At 65.1% G+C, this 17,789-nt stretch carries 21 protein-coding genes; 15 read left to right on the top strand and 6 right to left on the bottom strand.

Annotated elements, in window-relative coordinates; all coding sequences use genetic code 11:
* Positions 1-65: 65 nt before the first annotated feature.
* A complete protein-coding gene (locus tag CXZ10_RS01060; protein ID WP_101287108.1) occupies positions 66-512 on the bottom strand; it encodes a VOC family protein in 447 nt (148 codons plus the stop codon).
* A gap of 177 nt (positions 513-689) precedes the next feature.
* Here CXZ10_RS01060 and CXZ10_RS01055 point away from each other — a divergent pair, with 177 nt between their 5' ends.
* Entirely contained in the window at positions 690-1,145 is a 456-nt protein-coding gene (locus CXZ10_RS01055; RefSeq protein WP_101287107.1) for a MarR family winged helix-turn-helix transcriptional regulator, read from the top strand.
* A 196-nt stretch (positions 1,146-1,341) separates the two neighbouring features.
* Here CXZ10_RS01055 and CXZ10_RS01050 read toward each other — a convergent pair whose 3' ends face one another.
* A complete protein-coding gene (locus CXZ10_RS01050) occupies positions 1,342-1,842 on the bottom strand; it encodes a GFA family protein (RefSeq protein WP_101287106.1) in 501 nt (166 codons plus the stop codon).
* Positions 1,843-2,048: 206 nt separating this feature from the next.
* Between CXZ10_RS01050 and CXZ10_RS01045 the strand changes: the two genes are divergently transcribed.
* The 3 genes from CXZ10_RS01045 to CXZ10_RS01035 all read left to right on the top strand — a co-directional run bounded on the left by CXZ10_RS01045 (position 2,049) and on the right by CXZ10_RS01035 (position 4,827).
* Positions 2,049-3,941: an ABC transporter ATP-binding protein gene (locus CXZ10_RS01045; protein WP_244617247.1), complete on the top strand. Its 1,893-nt coding sequence runs from the start codon at positions 2,049-2,051 to the stop codon at positions 3,939-3,941.
* Positions 3,942-4,005: 64 nt separating this feature from the next.
* The gene (locus CXZ10_RS01040) at positions 4,006-4,305 is read left to right on the top strand and encodes a type II toxin-antitoxin system TacA family antitoxin (RefSeq protein WP_101287105.1); all 300 of its coding nucleotides are present in this window, start codon (positions 4,006-4,008) and stop codon (positions 4,303-4,305) included.
* Between the two features lie 3 nt (positions 4,306-4,308).
* A complete protein-coding gene (locus tag CXZ10_RS01035) occupies positions 4,309-4,827 on the top strand; it encodes a GNAT family N-acetyltransferase (RefSeq protein WP_101287104.1) in 519 nt (172 codons plus the stop codon).
* A 37-nt stretch (positions 4,828-4,864) separates the two neighbouring features.
* Here the strand turns inward: CXZ10_RS01035 and CXZ10_RS01030 are convergent, their stop codons facing one another.
* Together CXZ10_RS01030 and CXZ10_RS01025 are read right to left on the bottom strand one after the other, a co-directional pair.
* The gene (locus CXZ10_RS01030) at positions 4,865-6,319 is read right to left on the bottom strand and encodes a multicopper oxidase family protein (protein WP_101287103.1); all 1,455 of its coding nucleotides are present in this window, start codon (positions 6,317-6,319) and stop codon (positions 4,865-4,867) included.
* 143 nt (positions 6,320-6,462) lie between these two features.
* Complete coding sequence (locus tag CXZ10_RS01025; protein WP_143741449.1) at positions 6,463-6,822, bottom strand: hypothetical protein; 360 nt, start codon at positions 6,820-6,822, stop codon at positions 6,463-6,465.
* A gap of 237 nt (positions 6,823-7,059) precedes the next feature.
* Here CXZ10_RS01025 and CXZ10_RS01020 point away from each other — a divergent pair, with 237 nt between their 5' ends.
* From CXZ10_RS01020 to CXZ10_RS00975, 10 genes are all read left to right on the top strand, one after another.
* A complete protein-coding gene (locus tag CXZ10_RS01020; protein ID WP_143741448.1) occupies positions 7,060-7,380 on the top strand; it encodes a hypothetical protein in 321 nt (106 codons plus the stop codon).
* 161 nt (positions 7,381-7,541) lie between these two features.
* Complete coding sequence (locus tag CXZ10_RS01015) at positions 7,542-8,279, top strand: DUF305 domain-containing protein (protein ID WP_101287100.1); 738 nt, start codon at positions 7,542-7,544, stop codon at positions 8,277-8,279.
* Between the two features lie 86 nt (positions 8,280-8,365).
* Entirely contained in the window at positions 8,366-9,625 is a 1,260-nt protein-coding gene (locus tag CXZ10_RS01010; RefSeq protein WP_101287099.1) for a 2Fe-2S iron-sulfur cluster-binding protein, read from the top strand.
* Position 9,626: 1 nt separating this feature from the next.
* Positions 9,627-10,361, top strand: a complete 735-nt coding sequence (locus CXZ10_RS01005; RefSeq protein WP_101287098.1) for a hypothetical protein — start codon at positions 9,627-9,629, stop codon at positions 10,359-10,361.
* Entirely contained in the window at positions 10,358-11,191 is an 834-nt protein-coding gene (locus CXZ10_RS01000) for a cytochrome c3 family protein (protein ID WP_101287097.1), read from the top strand. Before CXZ10_RS01005 ends, CXZ10_RS01000 begins: the two co-directional genes overlap by 4 nt.
* Positions 11,192-11,541: 350 nt before the next feature.
* On the top strand, positions 11,542-12,105 hold the full coding sequence (petA, locus tag CXZ10_RS00995) for a ubiquinol-cytochrome c reductase iron-sulfur subunit (protein ID WP_101287096.1): 564 nt from the start codon (positions 11,542-11,544) through the stop codon (positions 12,103-12,105).
* Between the two features lie 24 nt (positions 12,106-12,129).
* Positions 12,130-13,422 (top strand): cytochrome b, encoded by a 1,293-nt coding sequence (locus CXZ10_RS00990; protein WP_101287095.1) that lies wholly within the window; start codon positions 12,130-12,132, stop codon positions 13,420-13,422.
* A gap of 20 nt (positions 13,423-13,442) precedes the next feature.
* A complete protein-coding gene (locus CXZ10_RS00985; protein WP_244617246.1) occupies positions 13,443-14,300 on the top strand; it encodes a cytochrome c1 in 858 nt (285 codons plus the stop codon).
* Between the two features lie 165 nt (positions 14,301-14,465).
* On the top strand, positions 14,466-14,993 hold the full coding sequence (locus tag CXZ10_RS00980; protein WP_101287094.1) for an adenine phosphoribosyltransferase: 528 nt from the start codon (positions 14,466-14,468) through the stop codon (positions 14,991-14,993).
* Positions 14,994-15,021: 28 nt separating this feature from the next.
* On the top strand, positions 15,022-15,711 hold the full coding sequence (locus CXZ10_RS00975) for a pentapeptide repeat-containing protein (protein ID WP_180335818.1): 690 nt from the start codon (positions 15,022-15,024) through the stop codon (positions 15,709-15,711).
* A gap of 23 nt (positions 15,712-15,734) precedes the next feature.
* On the opposite strand, the gene CXZ10_RS00970 is transcribed toward CXZ10_RS00975, so the two are convergent.
* Entirely contained in the window at positions 15,735-16,469 is a 735-nt protein-coding gene (locus CXZ10_RS00970) for a Crp/Fnr family transcriptional regulator (RefSeq protein ID WP_101287093.1), read from the bottom strand.
* Between the two features lie 142 nt (positions 16,470-16,611).
* Between CXZ10_RS00970 and CXZ10_RS00965 the strand changes: the two genes are divergently transcribed.
* On the top strand, positions 16,612-16,971 hold the full coding sequence (locus tag CXZ10_RS00965; protein ID WP_180335817.1) for a response regulator: 360 nt from the start codon (positions 16,612-16,614) through the stop codon (positions 16,969-16,971).
* Here the strand turns inward: CXZ10_RS00965 and CXZ10_RS00960 are convergent.
* The gene (locus tag CXZ10_RS00960; protein ID WP_210199818.1) at positions 16,968-17,618 is read right to left on the bottom strand and encodes a DUF2306 domain-containing protein; all 651 of its coding nucleotides are present in this window, start codon (positions 17,616-17,618) and stop codon (positions 16,968-16,970) included. The genes CXZ10_RS00965 and CXZ10_RS00960 overlap by 4 nt on opposite strands.
* Between the last annotated feature and the right edge of the window lie 171 nt (positions 17,619-17,789).

The raw sequence follows: 17,789 nt of genomic DNA, 5'->3' as shown, positions 1-17,789 counted from the left end.
GTCTCTCTGGGCTTGCGCCCGACTGATACTACGCAAATAACCTATTGATAGGACATATGTTCTGGTCAGGCTTGCTGCGGCTTCCAATCGGCCGAGGGCATGACGTTGACCATCCAGGGAATGCCGAACTTGTCGATCAGCGAGCCGAAGCCGGGCGACCAGAAGGTTTCCTGGAACGGCATCACCTTTGTGCCGCCCTCGGACAGCGCGTTGAACCAGCGCTCGCCTTCGGCCTTATCCTGGGTGTGCAGGGTAACATCGAAACCGTTCTTTGGCTTGTCGATGTTCTTGGCCCACTGAAGGTCCATGTCGGCGCCCATCAGGGCCTGATCGCCCACCTCGAGCCAGCAATGCATCAGCCAGGTCTTGTACTTCTCGTCGGTCATCGGCATGTCCGGCGGGCCGTCGCCATAGGGAAAGGCAGCAGTGATCTTGCCGCCGAGCACCTTGGCGTAGAACTCGAAGGCCTCGCGGCACTGGCCCCGGAAACTCAAGCTGGTGACGATCTTCATGATGTTCTCCTCTTGTAAGGCGCAAACCGGCAGGCTCTTCTCGCTGGTGCTTCTCCGGCTTGGCTATGTCGGGCGGTGTCATGCCGCCTCCGGCGTCCCATTCCCCCGCCGATATCCGTTGACGCCTCCACGTCTATGTTGATATCAACGTAATTACGCAGCGGATGTCAACCTCAAATGCAAATGACTGTCAATCCAAGCTTCGAGACGACCATCCTGGTGCGCGACACCTGCCTGTGCCTGCATGCGCAGCGGGCGGCGCGGGCGCTGGCCCGCCGCTTCGACATTGCGCTGAAGCCTGTCGGCATCACCAGCGGTCAATTCTCCTTGCTGATGTCGCTCAACCGGCCGCATCCGCCGAAGGTCGGCAGCGTGGCAGCGCTGCTCGCCATGGACCGCACGACGCTCACCGCCAACCTCAAGCCGCTGGAGCGGCGGGGGCTGGTGGCAACGGAAGCCGACTCGTCGGACAAGCGCGCCAGATTGCTGCGGCTGACACCGGAGGGGCGGGCGGTCCTGACCGATGCCGTGCCAATCTGGAAGGCGGTGCATGCGGAGATCGAGACGGGGCTGGCCGATCCTGACGTGCTGCGTGGGGAGCTGATGGTGCTGAGCAGGCAGGAGGGGGAGTGAGGGAGCGCTATATGAACCGCGTGCCCCATTCTGCCTGAGGTCCTCGCTTTCGCAAGGATGACGGCCTGATATAAAGGGGAGATAGCACCGCGAGCGGCGCACTAATATCTTGTTTTGTATAGATTAACTGTCATCCTCGCGAAGGCGAGGACCTCAGGCCGAAGAGGGCGATCGGCCGATATAGCGCTCGCTCCTATCACCCCTCCCGCCCCTTCACCTTCCACCCATCGGTATCGTGATCGGGATGCTGATTGTTGCTCTGCTTGATCGCCGCCGCCCAGGCGGGGCCGTTGTTCTCCGTCGCGCCCGTGTTCTCGATGTCGGTGATCGTCTCGAACCAGGTCACCATGTTTTCGGTGCAGATGTTGGCGTGCGGCGGGAAGGCGTTGGGATTGTCGAGCGTGCCGAGCATCAGGTTGGTGCGGCCGTTCTCGACGTGGTGGAAGAACAGCGGCGTGCCGCAGTTGGCGCAGAAGCCGCGCTCGACCTTCTCCGAACTCTTCCAGACACTGGGCTTTCCGCGCGTCCAGGTGAGCGCCTCGTCGGGCGCGGCGACCAGCGCCGAAAAGATGTTACCCGTGGCCTTCTGGCACATGCGGCAATGGCAGAGGTGCGAGTTGTCGAGCACGGCGGTGGCGCGATAGCGCAAGGCCCCGCACTGGCAGCCGCCGCTCACCTCGGTCTCGATGCGGTTCATGTCTCTCCTCCTCCAGGCAGGCTGAGCAACTCAGGTTGTCATGAAAGTGGAACTTTGCGCCACCTCGATCGCACGGCACGCCGCCCTTCGTGCCCTTCAGGCTTCCGAACAACGGCGCTCCCTTCCCCCAGCCGCTTCACAAGAAATTTCTCGGGATGCCGCAGCTTCTCTCTTGCACGCTCGGGAGATCCAGCCACATTCGTGGCATGTCCTCTCTTCGATCCGCCGCAACCCGCCTGTTCGCCTGGTTCGAGACCCGGATCGATCCCTTCAAGCCAACGTCGGGCGTCCATCCGCTGACCCCGCCGACGACCAAGTGGCGCATTCTTCGCTTCTTTCTCGGCGAGACCGGCTGGCCGCTGGCCGTGATGGCAGGGCTGACCTTGCTGTTGTCGCTGATCGAGGTGGCGCTGCCCATCAGCATCGGCTGGCTGATCGACGCGGTGACCGAGGCCGACAGGAGCGGCGACCGCGTCATCGACGGACGCGTCATCCTCGTCTTTCTGCTTCTGCTGCTGGCGGCACGGCCGCTGATCGCCCTCCTCGCCCAACTCGTCCGCAATCAGGTGCTGTCGCGCAACATCGGCACGCTGGTCCGCTGGCGAACCCACGAGTTCGTCGCCCGCGCCGACATTTCCTTCTTCCAGAATGACTTCGTCGGCCGCATTGCCACCAAGGTGACGCAGACCGGCCAGGCGATCCGCTCGCTACTCCGCCTGTTCGCCGATCAGTTGCTGTTCGTCGTGCTCTACATGGTCGGCGTCGTCGGCTATCTCCTCGTCAAGCACCCGCTGTTCGCCGCGCCGCTCATCGTCTGGACGGTGGCCTACGCCATCCTCGTCTCCACCTACGTGCCCAAGAGTCGCGCCGCCGCCCGCGAGGTGGCCGACACCGCCTCGATCTTCTCCGGCCGCCTCGTCGACGGCTATTCCAACTACATGACAGTGCGCCTGTTCACCGCTTCGACGCGCGAGGACGCCTATGTGCGCGAGGCGCTGGAAAACGGCGTGACGGCCACCGGCAAGCAGATGCGGCTCATGACCGGCCTCTCCGCCATGCTCACCCTGGTCAACGGCCTGCTGCTCGCCGCCAGCGGTCTTGTCGGCGTGCGGCTATGGAGCCATGGCCTTGCCACCCCCGGCGACATCGCCTCGGTGATCGCCATGACCATGCAGATCCAGCAACTGTCGCGCTTCGCCACCATGAGCCTCTCCGACCTGTTCGAGAGCGTCGGCACGCTCGACGACACGGTGCGCTCGCTGTCGCGGCCCCAGCTCATCACCGACCGTCCCGACGCCAAGCCGCTCGCCGTCACCGGCGGCGGCATCGAGATCGACCGGGTCAGTTTCGGCTACGGGACGGGCAAGGACGCGCGGCTCGCCATCGACGACCTGACGCTCGATATCGCGCCGGGCGAGCGCATCGGCCTCGTCGGCCGCTCCGGCGCCGGCAAGTCGACGTTGGTGAGCCTGCTCCTGCGCCTTTACGACCTTGAAACTGGCGCCATCCGCATCGACGGGCAGAATATCGCCAAGGTCACGCAGAACTCGCTGCGCGCCGCTGTCGGGGTGGTCACCCAGGACACCTCGCTGCTGCACCGGTCGATCCGCGACAACATCAAATACGGCCGTCCCGACGCCAGCGACGAGGAAATGCTGGCCGCCGCCCGCATGGCCCACGCCGACGAATTCATCCCCGACCTCGTGGACAACAAGGGACGGACCGGCTTCGACGCCTATGTCGGCGAGCGCGGCGTGAAGCTCAGCGGCGGCCAGAGGCAGCGCATCGCCATCGCCCGCGTGCTCCTCAAGAACGCGCCGATCCTGGTGCTGGACGAGGCAACCTCCGCCTTGGACTCGGATGTCGAGGCGGCCATCCAGGAGAGCCTCGGCGTGCTGATGGAGGGCAAGACGGTGATCGCCATCGCCCACCGTCTCTCCACCATTGCCCGCATGGACCGGCTGGTCGTCATGGATCGCGGCCGCATCATAGAGATGGGCAGCCATGCCGACCTCGTCGCCAAGGGCGGGCTCTACGCCGGCCTTTGGAGCCGCCAGACCGGCGGCTTCCTCAACATCGACGAGGACGAGCCGGCTTGAGTCGCTCGTTGTATTGCATTTTGCATTACATGCGTTACCTTACGCTCTGATGAGGAGAGACACCATGCCAGGCAAAGCCGAACGCAAGGACCATCCGCTGTCGATGCGCCTGCCCGAAGCGGATCTCGCCATCATCGATCGCGCCGCGCGGCTGCGCGGCCGGTCGAGAACCGATTTCGTCCGGGAGGCCGCCATGCAGGCAGCGGAAGACGTTCTGCTCCAAACGCTGCCGATCCGCATGAGCCCGGAGGGGTTTCAATCCTTCGTCGACGTGCTGTCGGAGCCGGCCCGGCCAGTCTCGGAAATGGTCGAGGTGCTGAAGCGTCCGGCGCCCTGGGAAGCATCCGAGAGCAACGAGCCCTGATCAATGCCCCGGTCAGCGCATCTGTCAGCGCCCGAACCTCTGACGGCCGAGCATGACGTTTCAGCCTTTGCCTGCGGCAAGCCCGCCCTCGATACCTGGCTGAAGACACGCGCCCTTTCCAATCAGCAGAAGGGCTTTACCGCCGTCATCGTCGTTCACGACGTGGGTCGGATGGTCGGTTATTATGGTCTCGCGCCGACCGCCGTCATGCCGGCCGCCATGCCCCGATCGATCCGCACCGGCCAGCCGCCAGACCCTGTTCCCTGTCTGCTGCTCGGGCAGTTGGCGACCGATATCGCCTATGTCGGCCAAGGCATCGGAACGGGTTTGGTCAAGCACGCCTTGACGCGCTGCGTGACAGCCGCCGGCCTGATCGGCGGCCGAGCCCTGTTGGTCAACGCCATAGATCCTGACGCCGCTGCCTTCTGGCGCCGGCGTGGCTTCCTGCCCTCCAGGGACGATGAACTGCTCCTGTTCCGCTCGATGGCAGATATTGCCGCTTCCCTGCGAGAGGTGGAATAGCGCGAGGCAGCAGGCCGCCTCGCGCCATGTTTGATCGTCACACGTCGTCGTAGGCGAAGGTCCCCATCATGCCCGCTGCCATGTGGTAGAGGTGATGGCAGTGAAACGCCCAGCGGCCGGGGTTTTCCGCGTCGATGGCGATGGTGACGGTCCTGTTCGGCGGCACCAGCACGGTGTCGCGCACCGCGCCAGAGAAGCGCGGGCCACCGTCGAGGCCGACCACCTGGAAATGATGGCCGTGCAGGTGCATCGGATGGGCCATCATCGAGGCATTGCGCATGTCGATCTCGACCCGCTGTCCCTTCGTCACCCTGATCGCCTCGCTGCCGGGCATCGACCAGGTGTAGCCCGCCATGTCGCCCTTGAGATCGACGACATAGCGGACATCGGCCGGCCGATCGGCCAGCGGCGCGATGGCCCGCAGGCCGACCTCTTGGGCAATGTCGACCACCGGTCCCGCCACCTCGCCCACAGGCGACAGCTTGGGCACCGTCGATCCGGCGGTGCCGATGACGATGCCGGTCCGCTGCGTCCCGCCCTCGCGGAGCGCCAGGATGGGGAAGGCCCCGCCTTCCTGAGGAACACGGAGGCGAATGTCGAGCCGCTGCCCCATGGTCATCGGAAAGCGCCGGGCGTCGACCGGCTGCACCGGCTGGCCGTCGACGGCAATCACCTGCCCCTCGAGGCTGCCGAGGTCGATGGAAAAGGCTGTCCCCGTCGCGCCGTTGATGATGCGCAGGCGGACGTTGCCGCCCTTCTCGACCTTGACCACCTCCGGATCGTCGAGCGTACGATCGTTTGCGAGATAGGCGTCGTATTCGATGTCGTTGAGGTCCATGGCTTCGCCGTGGTCCATGCCCTTCATCGAGCCCATGTCCATGCCGCCGTGATCCATGCCCTGCATCGACATGTCCATCGCCGGCATGTCATGGCCCATGCCCGACATGGCATGTCCGCCCGACGTGTTACCCTTCAGCTTGGCCAGCAGCTCCGCCGCCGACGTGAAGGAGAAATCGTGCAGCAGGATGACGATTTCCTGCTCGTCGGCGGCCGTCTCCTCCGGGCGCCGCACGATCAGCGGCGCCGCCAGTAGGTTCTGCTCCTGCAGCGTATGGGCGTGCATCCAGTGGGTGCCGCCGCTGCCCACCGGGAAGCGATAGGCCCGCGTCTCGCCGGCCTTGAGCATCGGCTTCGGCGCGTCGGCCACCCCGTCCTGATCCCACGGCGGCGTCAGCCCGTGCCAGTGGACGATGGTATCCTCGCCGAGCGTGTTGGCCAGCGCCACGTCGAAATCGGCGCCGGCATCGAAGGTAAGGCCCGGCTTTCCATCGGGACCGGTGAGCGAATAGACGGTGGCGGCGCGGCCGTTCACCTCGATGGTCCGCGAGGCCAGCGTCAGGGTCTGCGTCGTCGCGGCAAAGGCACGCAACGTCGGCAGCGACAGGATGGCGGCGCCGCCGAGGGCGGTCTTGAGGAGAGTTCTGCGGTTCATGATCGATCCCCAGAGCAGTTCCAGTGAAAGTCTTTTGCGCTCGGAACTGCGTTGAAATGAAGTGTTCCAGCGGCCAACGGCGCGCTGCTCGCCGGGAGGCGAGATTTCGAGTGAAAGCGTTGGCGGAAATCCGCGACAAACGGTCAGACGAATGATCTGGGAGGATCGAGAGGTGGGGCGACGTCACGGCCGTTGAGGGCGGCGGTCACCGACGAAAGGGACAGCACGGCCGTTGCCGGTGCCGTAGCAACGACCGCCGTCGACGGCAGGCCGGCAAAGACGCACATCGCGCCCAGGCAGCAGTTCATCTTGGCGCAGCCGCCAGCATCGTGCTGTTGCGTCTGGCCCTTGAGAGCCATTGCCGAGGCACAGCCATCGGGGTCGCCGTGCGAGGAGGACATGGTCGGACCCGCCCCCATCACGGCGCCATAGGCATGCGATCCCGGCGCGACGGCCAGAAGCAGGGCAAGCACCGCAATGAGCAACACGAAGGGGCGTACCAAGGGACCTAACCCGCTCAGAGATGGGCAAGTATGTGGTTCGGCAACCATCGCGGTCAAGGCCTCGCCCGGCGGTCACCTCTCCCCAACAACTCCATTTCGCCCGGAAACCCGGCGGCATGGCCGGGATTCGATACGTATTTTATATCAATGGCAGCCACACGGAACCTGTGCCAACTTATATACATGGGCCGTTTGTCTCACTTTCGCTGGCTGTTTGCCTGGGTCGCGATCCTGGGCATGCTGTCGTTGCCTCTGGCGACGGCAAGCGCCATGCATGCCGAGCACGGCTCAACGGTCATGGATCTGGCCCAGCCGGGTCCGGTCCTGACCTCTCTCGATGCCGATCCCTGTTGCGCCACGCATCCGTCCGGCAAGATGGACTGCGGCAAGATCGCCTGCGTCGGCGCGGCAAGCTGCATGGCCAAATGCGTGCCCGGCACCGCCGCCCTGATCGCCAAGACGGCCAGCGCGGCATTCGGCATTCGTCCCGTCCCCTCCAACGAGGCGACGGTTGCGCTTTATGGGCCGGAGCCGCCCATGGAGCCCCCTCGGTCCTGATCCTGCCACCACTCCGTCGGAATGGCCGCGCCTGGCGCGAGCGTCCGACCGGTTGAAGCACGATCAGCTTTTCGGCCACGGCCGGAACATCCTGAAAATCCGCAGACGAACATGCCGCCCTGAGAGGCGCGCCGGTCTGCATTCAGAAACCGAGGAAAACCATGACTAAGCTTCACTCCACCCTCTTTGCGACCGTCGCCCTTGCCACCGTCGCCTTCGCCGCTCCGTCCTTTGCCATGATGATGATGCCCATGGGCGGTGGCTCCTCGATGCCCTCGGGCTCGTCTTCGGGCGGCATGATGATGGACCAGATGCAGATGCCGATGCCGAGCGGCGGGCAGATGGGCAACATGCCCCAGCAAGGCATGCAGCAGCCCGGCATGCCGGCGCCGCAGGCCCAGCAGCAGCCGATGGCCCAACCGGGCATGATGATGACCCCGCAGCAGATGCAGCAGGCCATGCCGGGCATGCAGCCCAGCCAGATGATGGGCCAGCCGATGATGAACGCCATGCCGGGAGCGGCCGCACCGCAGGCGAACCAGTTCCCGGCGCCGCAGGTTCAGGTGCCGCCGACGCCGGCCGCCCAGGCCACGGCCTGGACCTACTCGCGGCTGGTCAACATCCTGAATCAGCCGCTCACGGGCGCGCCGGACAAGGACTTCCTGCAGGGCATGATCGCCCAGCATGAGGCCGGCATCGACCTTGCCCGGATCGAGCTCCTGCACGGCACCAACCCGGAGATCCGCAAGATCGCCGAACAGGTGCTCGCCTCGCATGAAACCGAGCTGCAGACGCTGAAGACCCTGGCCTGGGGACAGGCCGCCGCCCAGATCACCGATCCGGCCGCGCCGGCCGCGCCGGCCGACCAGAGCACGCATAACTCGCACGTCATCAAGTAAGCGGAGTCCGGAGCCCGGCGTCCCTCACGGCGTCGGGCTCCGGGCGCCTTCCTTCCCTTTCGATCGAGGAATCTCCCGTGCCTCTGATGCCGATTGCTTGCGGCGGCAAGCGTGCCCATGTGCGCTCCAAACCTGCCGGCTTGCTCCTGAACGCAGCCCTGACGGCCGCGCTGGCGATGGTCCTGTCCGGAACATCGCCGGCCCTTGCCGATGTCCCGCCACCCGATCACGCGGCCCATCATCCGGGCCAGGCGATGCCCCAGGCCGCGCCGATGCCCCAGACTGGGCCGATGCAGGGCCTCACCTATGCTCCGGCCTACGGGGCCGGCCAATATGCGGCACCGACCGACATTCCCAAGACGGCGCTCGCCACCATGCCGTCTCCTTCCGCCCCGTCCGCCCCACCGATGTCCGGCAGTTCGACGGTGTCAACGTCCGGCGCGGGCCAGATGATGGCCATGATGGGCGAAATGAGCATGCCGCAGCCGGCCTTCTACCCCAGCCTGATGGCGATGCCTGAGGTCGGCCCCGAGCAGCGCGTCTCCCTTGAGATGCAATCCCGTCAGTCGATTTCGGCGGGAGCCGCCCTGATGACGAACGGCCTCGTCCAACTGTCGCGCAGGACGGCCGAGGCCGACGCCCTCGCCGTCCGCAACGCCCTCAATCTCATCAAGCAGGGGGCCGCGCTCACCGAGGCCGGGCTGTCCGGGCAACGCGTCCTGGCCGGCGAAGCGCCCCAGCAAGTGGCACTCGGCTGGTTTCGCCGGCAGATGAACATGCCCAGCCTGGTGGAAGCCAACGACGAGTGGGTGATTTATGGCCTGACACCGTTCCACCTCACCGTGATGGTGGCGCTCATCCTCGCCTCCGTCACCCTGGTGACCGCCTACATCTATCGCATGGGTGCCGCCGCCCAGCTCGTCCGGCGGATATCGGCCCACCTGCCGCATCTGACCCACCGGGCACCGGCCGCGCCTCCCACCACTCCCACGGCTGCACCCGTCCCGTCCCCTCCGGCCGAGCCGGCCGAGCAGGCGGCGACGTCGCGAGCCAGCCCCGGGAAGGCGCCAGTCCCGACGAGTGAGCCAGGACCTGCCGAAGTGGTGTTCTCGCGCTCGGGAAAGACGGTTATTCTCGAGCCGGGAGAAACCCTTTACGACGCGGCGGAACGGGCCGAAGTGGAGATCAGCGGCAGTTGTCTGGCCGGCACCTGTAACGGATGCAAGATCAAGGTCGTTCAGGGAGACATCCTGACCGAAGGCGAGGACACCGCCCATGCGGTCAAGGACAGCATGGTTCTCGCTTGCCAGTCCTATCCGCGCGGCAAGGTCATCGTGAGGGCATGAGGTGAGCGATCGCGAACGCATCCTGTCCTGGGGCCTGATCGTCCTGCTCATCACGCTGGCGTTCGGCTTTCTCGTCGAAGAGCAACCGCGCTTCGCGGGCAGCCTGGGCGGCAGCCTGATCGGCATCGCCGGCGCGCTCCTGATGCTTGCGTCCGTGCTCTACACGCCGGTCAGGCGAATAGGCGCTGTCAAGCGCCTGTTCGGCGGCCCGCGCGGCCTCCGGGCCTTCCTGACCTTCCACATCTACGCCGGATTGATCGGGCCGATCCTCGGCCTGATCCACACCGGACGGCGCTTCGAGCACGGCCTCGGCATCGCCCTCACCGCCCTGATGCTGGCAACCGCGCTCAGCGGCTACATAGGCCGCTACATTCTGAGCCGGGTGGCCGAGCAGCTGAGAGACAAGAAGGAACTGCTTCACGGACTGAGCCGGAACTTCGACGAGCTTCTGGAGAGCGACCGGCCAGCGGAGCCGGTACCTCGCAACTTCCTCGTCTATCTCGGCTGGCAGCTCACCCCCTGGCGCCGGCACGATGGCGAAAGGCCGCCCCGTCCCCATGACGTGGCCGCCGCCATCGCCGACGTCAAGTCGGCCATCGCCGCCTATGCCGCCGTCAGGGCGGCATTCCGGCGCTGGCTCATCCTGCATATCGTCTTGTCGATCGCTTTGATGATCCTGCTCGGCCTGCACATCTGGCAGGCCTTCTACTTCGGGCTGAGGTGGCTGCCGCTATGAGAATCGTCGTTCAGATCCTCACCCTTCTCATGTTTCTCGCCGGCAACTGGCTCGGCCAGATGGCCTACGCCCAGTCGGCGCTCGACGGCGCCAAGCCGGCCCCGACGGCGCCCGCCGTCACCAAGCCGGCGACATGGAAGGATTGGAAGGGCTGGGTCAATCCGGGCCCGCTGTCCAAGGCACATGCCTTCCTGACCGACAAGTGCGAGAGCTGCCACACGCCCTACAAGGGACCGGAGGCTACCGCCTGCCTGACCTGCCACGCGGAAAACCCGCGCCTTCTGGAAACGCAGGACACCGCCTTCCATGCCGACATCGGCACCTGCGCGGGCTGCCACGTCGAGCACCAGGGAGAGGACCGGCGGCCGATCGCCATGGATCATCAGGTGCTCGCCAAGGCCGGCATCGACCTTTCCGCCAGGGCGTCCGGCGCGCCGGCGAAAACCTCGCCGCTTCTCACCGACCTGCAACGCTATCTCGCGGGCATCGAGCACGGCAAGGCGAAGGGCGGCTCGCCCGAAGCGGAGGTGTTGCAGTGCTCATCCTGCCACGCCAAACAGGACCCGCATCAAAACCAGTTCGGCTCGGACTGCGCTTCCTGTCACAGCACCAAGGTCTGGTCCATTCCCGAGTTCGTCCACCCCTCCCCCAATACCCGCGACTGCAACCAGTGCCATCAGGCGCCGCCCAGCCACTACATGGAGCACTTCACCATGATGTCGCAGCCGATCGCGAAGCGTCCCGATGCCAAGGTGGAGGATTGCCAGGCCTGCCACCTCACCAACTCCTGGAACGACATCCCCGGCGTGGGATGGCAAAAGGTCCACTGAGCAAGGCTGCGTCCCGAACAAAAACAGGAGTGCACTGGTCCGGAAACGGACCGGTGGCAAGCGCGCTGTAGGGAGCCGGTAACGGCTCCCAATCTTTTTGGAACAAATCCAAAAATCAGACCAAATTCTCAGGCGGACCAACTGGACAATGGTTGGCGTTGATGCATAAAGGGGGCCGGAAAGGCATCCGTAGCAAGGCGTAGTCACGTCCGCTTCGGGCGCCGGGCAAGTTGTTGAAACCTCTTCTTCACGCCCGCATCAACTGCCACGGACGGGGTGGCGGCGGCGGGCCTGTGAGGCGGTCGTCCGGCTGATTGCCGCGACCGCTCCCCGCGCGAAAGGAAGCGATCTTGGCTGAGAGTGATACACCGGCAGAACCAACCCGCCGCGATTTCCTCCTGCATGCTGCCGGTGCTTTCGGCGTAGTCGGCGTTGCGGCTGCAGCCTGGCCGTTCATCGACCAGATGAACCCCGATGCCTCCACCCGCGCGCTCGCATCGGTCGAGGTGGACATTTCCGGCGTTCAGCCCGGTCAGGCGATCACCGTCATGTGGCGCGGCAAGCCGGTGGTGATCCGCAACCGCACCGAGAAAGAAGTCGAGGAAGGCAAGGCCGTCAAGCTCGAGGAGCTGAAGGACCCGCTGGCCCGCAACGCCAACGCCGACGCCTCCGCCGACGCCTCCGACGCCAATCGCGCCGCGGCCGGCAAGGAGAACATCCTCGTCATGACCAAGGTCTGCACCCATCTCGGCTGCATTCCGCTCGACGAGTCCGGCGAATTCGGCGGCTGGTTCTGCCCCTGCCACGGATCGGTCTACGACACCTCCGGCCGCATCCGCAGTGGTCCGGCGCCGGAGAACCTGCCGATTCCGCCCTACGCCTTCCTCACCGACACCAAGATCCGCATCGGCTGATCGTCCTTCCCGAAGAGGTAATCCATGTCCGGTCATTCGACCTATGTCCCGAGGACAGCCTTGGGGAAGTGGTTCGAGGCACGCCTTCCCGTCGTCCGCCTCCTGCACGACACCGCCGTCTCCTACCCGACGCCGCGCAACCTCAACGCCCTCTGGACCTTCGGCGGCATCCTCGCGATGATGCTGGTGGTGCAGATCGTCACCGGCATCGTGCTGGCCATGCACTATGCCGCCGACAGCCGCATCGCCTTCCAGTCGGTCGAGAGCATCATGCGCGACGTCAACTGGGGCTGGCTGATCCGCTATCTCCACGCCAACGGCGCGTCGATGTTCTTCATCGCCGTCTACATCCACATCTTCCGCGGTCTCTACTACGGCTCCTACAAGCCGCCGCGCGAGATCCTGTGGATCCTCGGCGTCATCATCTACCTCCTGATGATGGCCGCCGCCTTCATGGGCTACGTGCTGCCCTGGGGCCAGATGTCCTTCTGGGGCGCCACCGTCATCACCAACTTCTTCACCGCGCTCCCCATCGTCGGCCAGCCGATCCAGACGCTCTTGATCGGCGGCTTCTCGGTGGACAACGCCACGCTCAACCGCTTCTTCTCGCTGCACTATCTGCTGCCGTTCCTGATCGCCGGCGTCGTGGTGCTGCACGTCTGGGCGCTGCACGTGGTCGGCCAGAACAACCCGCTCGGCATCGACGTCAAGAGCGAGAAGGACACCGTGCCCTTCACGCCCTACGCCACGTCGAAGGACGTGATGTGGATCGTGCTGTTCATGATCTTCTACGGCTGGTTCGTCTTCTATCAGCCGAACTTCCTCGGCCACCCCGACAACTACATCGAGGCCAACCCGCTGTCGACGCCGGCCCACATCGTGCCGGAATGGTACTTCCTGCCGTTCTACGCCATCCTCCGGGCCATCGACTTCAACATCGGGCCGATCGACTCGAAGCTCGGCGGCGTGCTCGCCATGTTCGGCGCCATCGCCGTCCTGGCCTTCCTGCCATGGCTCGACACCTCCAAGGTGCGGTCAGGCCGCTTCCGGCCGATCTTCAAGGTCGCCTTCTGGCTGTTCGGCGTCAACGCGCTGTTCCTCGGCTACCTCGGCTCGGTGAAGACCGACGACATCCTGTTCCATGTCCCCGGGCTTGATTATCAGGCGGTCGTCTGGGCGAAGCTCAGCACCTTCTACTACTTCGCCTACTTCCTGGTGATCCTGCCGGTGCTGGGCTACATCGAGAAGCCGAAGCCGCTGCCGGTGTCGATCAACGACGCCATCCTGGCAAAATCGGCTCCCAGTTCTGCCCATTGAGCGCCCGACGGAGAGAAATCATGACTGCCAAGATGATCCGTTGGGCCGCCGCCGCTGTCGCCGCCGGCATCGCCCTGACCGCCACCGTTGCGTCCGCCGAGGAAAAGGCGGTGGAGTTCCCGCTTTTGAAGCCGGCCCGCCAGGAATGGTCCTTCGCCGGTTTCTTCGGCCATTATGACCAGGCGCAGCTCCAGCGCGGCTATCAGGTCTACAAGGACGTCTGCTCGTCCTGTCACTCGATGAAGCTGGTCAAGTTCCGCAACCTCGCCGACGAGGGTGGGCCGGGCTTCACCGAGGACGCGGTGAAGGTGCTTGCCGCCACCTACGCCATTGAGGACGGCCCCAACGACGCCGGCGAGATGTTCGAGCGGCCGCGCCTGCCGTCCGACGCCTTCCCCTCGCCCTTCCCCAACGACAATGCGGCCCGTGCCGCCAACGGCGGCGCCCTGCCGCCCGACCTGTCGCTGATCGCCAAGGCGCGCGCCGTCCATCGCGGCTTCCCCTGGTTCGTGTTCGACATGTTCTGGCCCTACCAGGAACAGGGCCCGGACTACATCACGGCGCTGCTCACCGGCTACCAGGACCCGCCGGAAGGCGTGGAGGTGCCGGAAGGCACCTACTACAACCCGCACTTCATCAACGGCGTTTCCCTGCGCATGCCGCCGCCGCTCGACAACGACGTCGTCGAGTATTCCGACGGCACGCCCCAGACCAAGGAGCAGTATGCCAAGGACGTGTCGGCCTTCCTGATGTGGGCCGCCGAGCCGCATCTCGACGCCCGCAAGGAGCTGGGCCTCAAGGTGATGCTCTACCTCTTCGTTTTTGCCGGCATCCTCTACTTCGTGAAGCGGCAGGTCTGGCGCGGCACCGCGCACTGACCGTTTCTCATCGATGCCAAGGAAGAGGGCCCCGACGGGCCCTTTTTCATGTTTGCCGACAAACGCAGGAAAACCGCCGTCGGGACGCCACCGACGGGTCGAAACTGTTGCGGCCCGCGGGCGAGCCGTCTAGAACGAGCCGTAACTTCTTCGGGAAGCCCCTCCATGAATCTGGCCGATACCATTCGCGCGATCCCCGACTATCCCAAGCCGGGCATCATCTTCCGCGACATCACCACCCTTCTCGGCAATGCCCGCGCCTTCCGGCGCACCGTCGACGAGCTGGTGCAGCCCTGGGCGGGTGGCAAGATCGACAAGGTGGCGGGCATCGAAGCGCGCGGCTTCATTCTCGGCGGCGCCGTCGCCCATCAGCTCAGCGCCGGTTTCGTGCCGATCCGCAAGAAGGGCAAACTGCCGCACGAGACGGTGTCGATGGTCTACAGCCTGGAATATGGCGTCGACGAGATCGAGATGCACAAGGACGCCATCCTGCCCGGCGAGCGCGTGCTCCTGGTCGACGACCTGATCGCCACCGGCGGCACGGCCAGCGCCGCCGCCAAGCTGATCCGCCAGATGGGCGGCGAGCTCGAAGCGGCCTGCTTCATCGTCGACCTGCCGGCGCTCGGCGGCGCCGACAAGCTCCGCGCCCTCAACGTCGCCGTTCGCACGCTGATCGCCTTCGAGGGCGAATGACCGTTCCGGTGGGTGGCGGAGGCAGCGCATGACCGACATCCCCGCCATCGACCTTGCAGGCAAGGCCGTCGATCAGGCGGCCCTCGATCGGCTGCTGGCCGTCGGCGCGCCGCGTCGCCTCGCCGGTGCCGACCTCGCCGGCCTCGTCTTCGGCGAAGTCGACCTTTCCGGCTGGCAGTTCGACAACTGCAACCTCGGCCATTGCAAGCTCGCGCGCACCCGCCTTTCCGAAAGCCGCTGGTCGACCTGCAAGGCCGCCTTCGCCGACTTCAGCCGTGCCGACCTGGTTGACGCGGAGATCGTCGCCTCGGACTTCAACAACGCCTTGTTCCGGCAAGCGGTTCTGACCTCCGCCGCCTTCCGCCGCTCCAAGCTGACCGGCGCCGACCTTACCGATGCCCGCACCGTCGATCTCACGCTGGAGGAAGTGTTGGCGGTCGACGCGCGCCTGCCCAAGGTGTCCTTCCGCGGTGAGACGCTCAGGCAGGTGGACCTCTCCGGCGCCCTCCTGGAAGGCGCCGACTTCCGCGACGTGGTGTTCGAGGATTGCAGCCTGCGCGACGCCCAGCTCATCCGCGCCCGCTTCGAGGGAGCCGACCTGCGCGGCGCCGATCTCGGCGGCATACGCCTGGGGGATGCGGCGCATTTCCGGGGCGCCATCATTTCCCGCGCCCAGGCGACCGACCTCCTGAAGGAGCTCGGCCTCCGGGTCTTGTAGACCTCAAAACAGCTCCGGAACGCTCACGGGTCCGGATAGACGCCCTTCAGCACCGTGTTGAAGTGGCTGCGCACCACGTCGTTGCAATCGCACGCCATCGCGGCGAGGTGAGCATGGTCGACCACGGTCAGCCGGCCTCTCTGCGTGTCGACCACGCCTTCCGCCTTGAACCGCCCGATGACGCGCGTCGTGTAGCTGCGGCCGACGCCGAGCAATCCCGCGAGTTGGTCCTGAGTCAACGTCAACTCGTCCGATCCGGTGCGCTCGCTGGCCGCCACCAGCCAGCGGGCCGCCCGTTGCTGGATGCTGTGAGCGGCATTGCAGGCGCTTGCCTGAAACACCTGCGCCAGAAGGCAATCGGCATAGCGGTTGAACAGCGAGTCGATGGCAGGTTCCCGGGCCTTGATGGCCTCGAGGTCGGTGAGCGAGATCCGGGCGAAGGTTCCGCCAAACAGCACCACGGCCAGCGCGAAGGCCGGCAAATGACCTTGACTGACGATACCACCAACCGCGCCTTCACGGCCGATGAGGGCCGTTTCTACCTCTCGCCCATCGCCAAAGGTGACGCGGTAGGAGACCATGGCCTTGCCGATCGGGAAATAGGCCCACTCCACTCGGCTGCCCGGCATTTGCAGCGTCCGCCCCACCTCGCCGGGCCACGACTGAAGATGTGAGACCAGAAGTTCCCGCTCCCTGGGGCGCAACGCGTCGACAAGATTGTTGCCGGTCTTGCCCTCGAACGTCGAAATTGCGGCCATGCGTGTTCCTGCGGATGTAAAAAGCGCGGAAGTTCTCCCGTTATGTTCAGTATTGGACATACAGAAACATCCCGCGCCACTAATATCCTTAATAGCAAAGAAAAAGCGAATTCAAGCGGCTGCAAAGATCGCGAGGTGGCAGATGACCAGCGGCATGAAAATTCTCGTCCTTGAGGACGAGCCGCTGATTGCCATGGACCTCGAAGACTTGTTGACCTCCAAGGGTTTCATGGTCGTCGGCCCCTTCTTCACGGCGGCGGCGGCATCGGACGGCCTGGATCAGGGCAAACCCCAGGCGGCGTTGCTCGATATCCATCTCATGAACGAGACGTCCTTCGACTTGGCGCGCGAGCTGAAGCGGAGGGGCATGCCCTTCGCCTTCATGACCGGCCTCGTGGCGCCGAACCTTCTTCCGACCGACCTCCTGGGATCACCGATCATCCTCAAGCCCTACAACGAGAAGGAACTGCTGGCCTTCCTGGCTGCCGCACCAACTGGCTAGAGCCTTCCGGCTTGATGACTGGCAGCTACGGGGCTACGCCGCCGCCCTCTGCCGTGACGCAGGATCAACTCGGCGGCGATCAGATTCGGCACCCAGCAACTCCATGCGAGGAAGCCGGCGATATCTTCGTAGGAGAAGCCGAGCAGCATCCCGAGGCCGAGATAGATCCGCAGCGTCACCGCAGCGATCGTGAGCGCCGCAGACCGGATCATCCAGTCCCGGTGCGCGGAGGCATTTCGCCCCATGGCGAGTAGGATTCCACAGACCGTCGCACCAACCCAGGCGATGGCAAGGAGGCCGAACCCCCATGAGGCGACGTCGCCAGATCGGCTGGTCACTGCCAGCCACAAACCACCGGTTCCGCCTGCAAGAACCGAGACGCCATAGGCGCGACCGAGCCAGCGGTGAACCCGTATCTGCCTGAACCGCAGCCCTTGCCAGAACTGGAACGGCACGAGACCCAACGCAACCGAGCCCAATACGATGTGGGCGTAGAATGCGAGCGGGCGCATTTCGGCTTGATAGAGGAACCCCGGCATGGTGATGGCGACACCACCGACAAGAAAACGGAACGTGGCGATGGCAACGATCGGACAGAGAAGCCAGAGCAGGACAAACCCGCTCGCGAGAACGGTAGATCGCATCATGACCCACTCTCTTCGGTTTCTCTGATTATACGCCTGGCGGAGGCTTTTGGATGTACAGCGCCTCGCCCTGCAGGTGAGCCCCGCGATCAGCGGTTTTACCCCACGATGGGCCTTCCGGTCTCTAGCGATGATTAGGTCGCTTTCAGATACGCCAAAGCCCTCTCGGTTTTC

Origin of the sequence: Pleomorphomonas diazotrophica, assembly GCF_002844595.1 — a bacterium.
In the GTDB taxonomy this organism is placed as follows: Bacteria; Pseudomonadota; Alphaproteobacteria; order Rhizobiales; family Pleomorphomonadaceae; genus Pleomorphomonas; species Pleomorphomonas diazotrophica.
The sequence above is the reverse complement of the archived record's forward strand: the minus strand, read 5'-3'. Positions and strand labels throughout refer to the sequence as shown.

Excerpts from the sequence above, each read along its gene's own strand:
- CXZ10_RS00975 (WP_180335818.1), top strand. The coding sequence starts at position 15,022 with ATGACCGACATCCCCGCCATCGACCTTGCAGGCAAGGCCGTCGATCAG.
- CXZ10_RS01060 (WP_101287108.1), bottom strand. The coding sequence starts at position 512 with ATGAAGATCGTCACCAGCTTGAGTTTCCGGGGCCAGTGCCGCGAGGCC.
- CXZ10_RS00990 (WP_101287095.1), top strand. The coding sequence starts at position 12,130 with ATGTCCGGTCATTCGACCTATGTCCCGAGGACAGCCTTGGGGAAGTGG.
- CXZ10_RS01035 (WP_101287104.1), top strand. The coding sequence starts at position 4,309 with ATGCCCCGGTCAGCGCATCTGTCAGCGCCCGAACCTCTGACGGCCGAG.
- CXZ10_RS01000 (WP_101287097.1), top strand. The coding sequence starts at position 10,358 with ATGAGAATCGTCGTTCAGATCCTCACCCTTCTCATGTTTCTCGCCGGC.
- CXZ10_RS01020 (WP_143741448.1), top strand. The coding sequence starts at position 7,060 with ATGCTGTCGTTGCCTCTGGCGACGGCAAGCGCCATGCATGCCGAGCAC.
- CXZ10_RS01010 (WP_101287099.1), top strand. The coding sequence starts at position 8,366 with ATGCCGATTGCTTGCGGCGGCAAGCGTGCCCATGTGCGCTCCAAACCT.
- CXZ10_RS00980 (WP_101287094.1), top strand. The coding sequence starts at position 14,466 with ATGAATCTGGCCGATACCATTCGCGCGATCCCCGACTATCCCAAGCCG.
- CXZ10_RS00985 (WP_244617246.1), top strand. The coding sequence starts at position 13,443 with ATGACTGCCAAGATGATCCGTTGGGCCGCCGCCGCTGTCGCCGCCGGC.
- CXZ10_RS01040 (WP_101287105.1), top strand. The coding sequence starts at position 4,006 with ATGCCAGGCAAAGCCGAACGCAAGGACCATCCGCTGTCGATGCGCCTG.
- CXZ10_RS00960 (WP_210199818.1), bottom strand. The coding sequence starts at position 17,618 with ATGATGCGATCTACCGTTCTCGCGAGCGGGTTTGTCCTGCTCTGGCTT.
- CXZ10_RS01045 (WP_244617247.1), top strand. The coding sequence starts at position 2,049 with ATGTCCTCTCTTCGATCCGCCGCAACCCGCCTGTTCGCCTGGTTCGAG.
- CXZ10_RS01055 (WP_101287107.1), top strand. The coding sequence starts at position 690 with ATGCAAATGACTGTCAATCCAAGCTTCGAGACGACCATCCTGGTGCGC.
- CXZ10_RS01015 (WP_101287100.1), top strand. The coding sequence starts at position 7,542 with ATGACTAAGCTTCACTCCACCCTCTTTGCGACCGTCGCCCTTGCCACC.
- CXZ10_RS00970 (WP_101287093.1), bottom strand. The coding sequence starts at position 16,469 with ATGGCCGCAATTTCGACGTTCGAGGGCAAGACCGGCAACAATCTTGTC.
- CXZ10_RS01050 (WP_101287106.1), bottom strand. The coding sequence starts at position 1,842 with ATGAACCGCATCGAGACCGAGGTGAGCGGCGGCTGCCAGTGCGGGGCC.
- CXZ10_RS00965 (WP_180335817.1), top strand. The coding sequence starts at position 16,612 with ATGACCAGCGGCATGAAAATTCTCGTCCTTGAGGACGAGCCGCTGATT.
- CXZ10_RS01030 (WP_101287103.1), bottom strand. The coding sequence starts at position 6,319 with ATGAACCGCAGAACTCTCCTCAAGACCGCCCTCGGCGGCGCCGCCATC.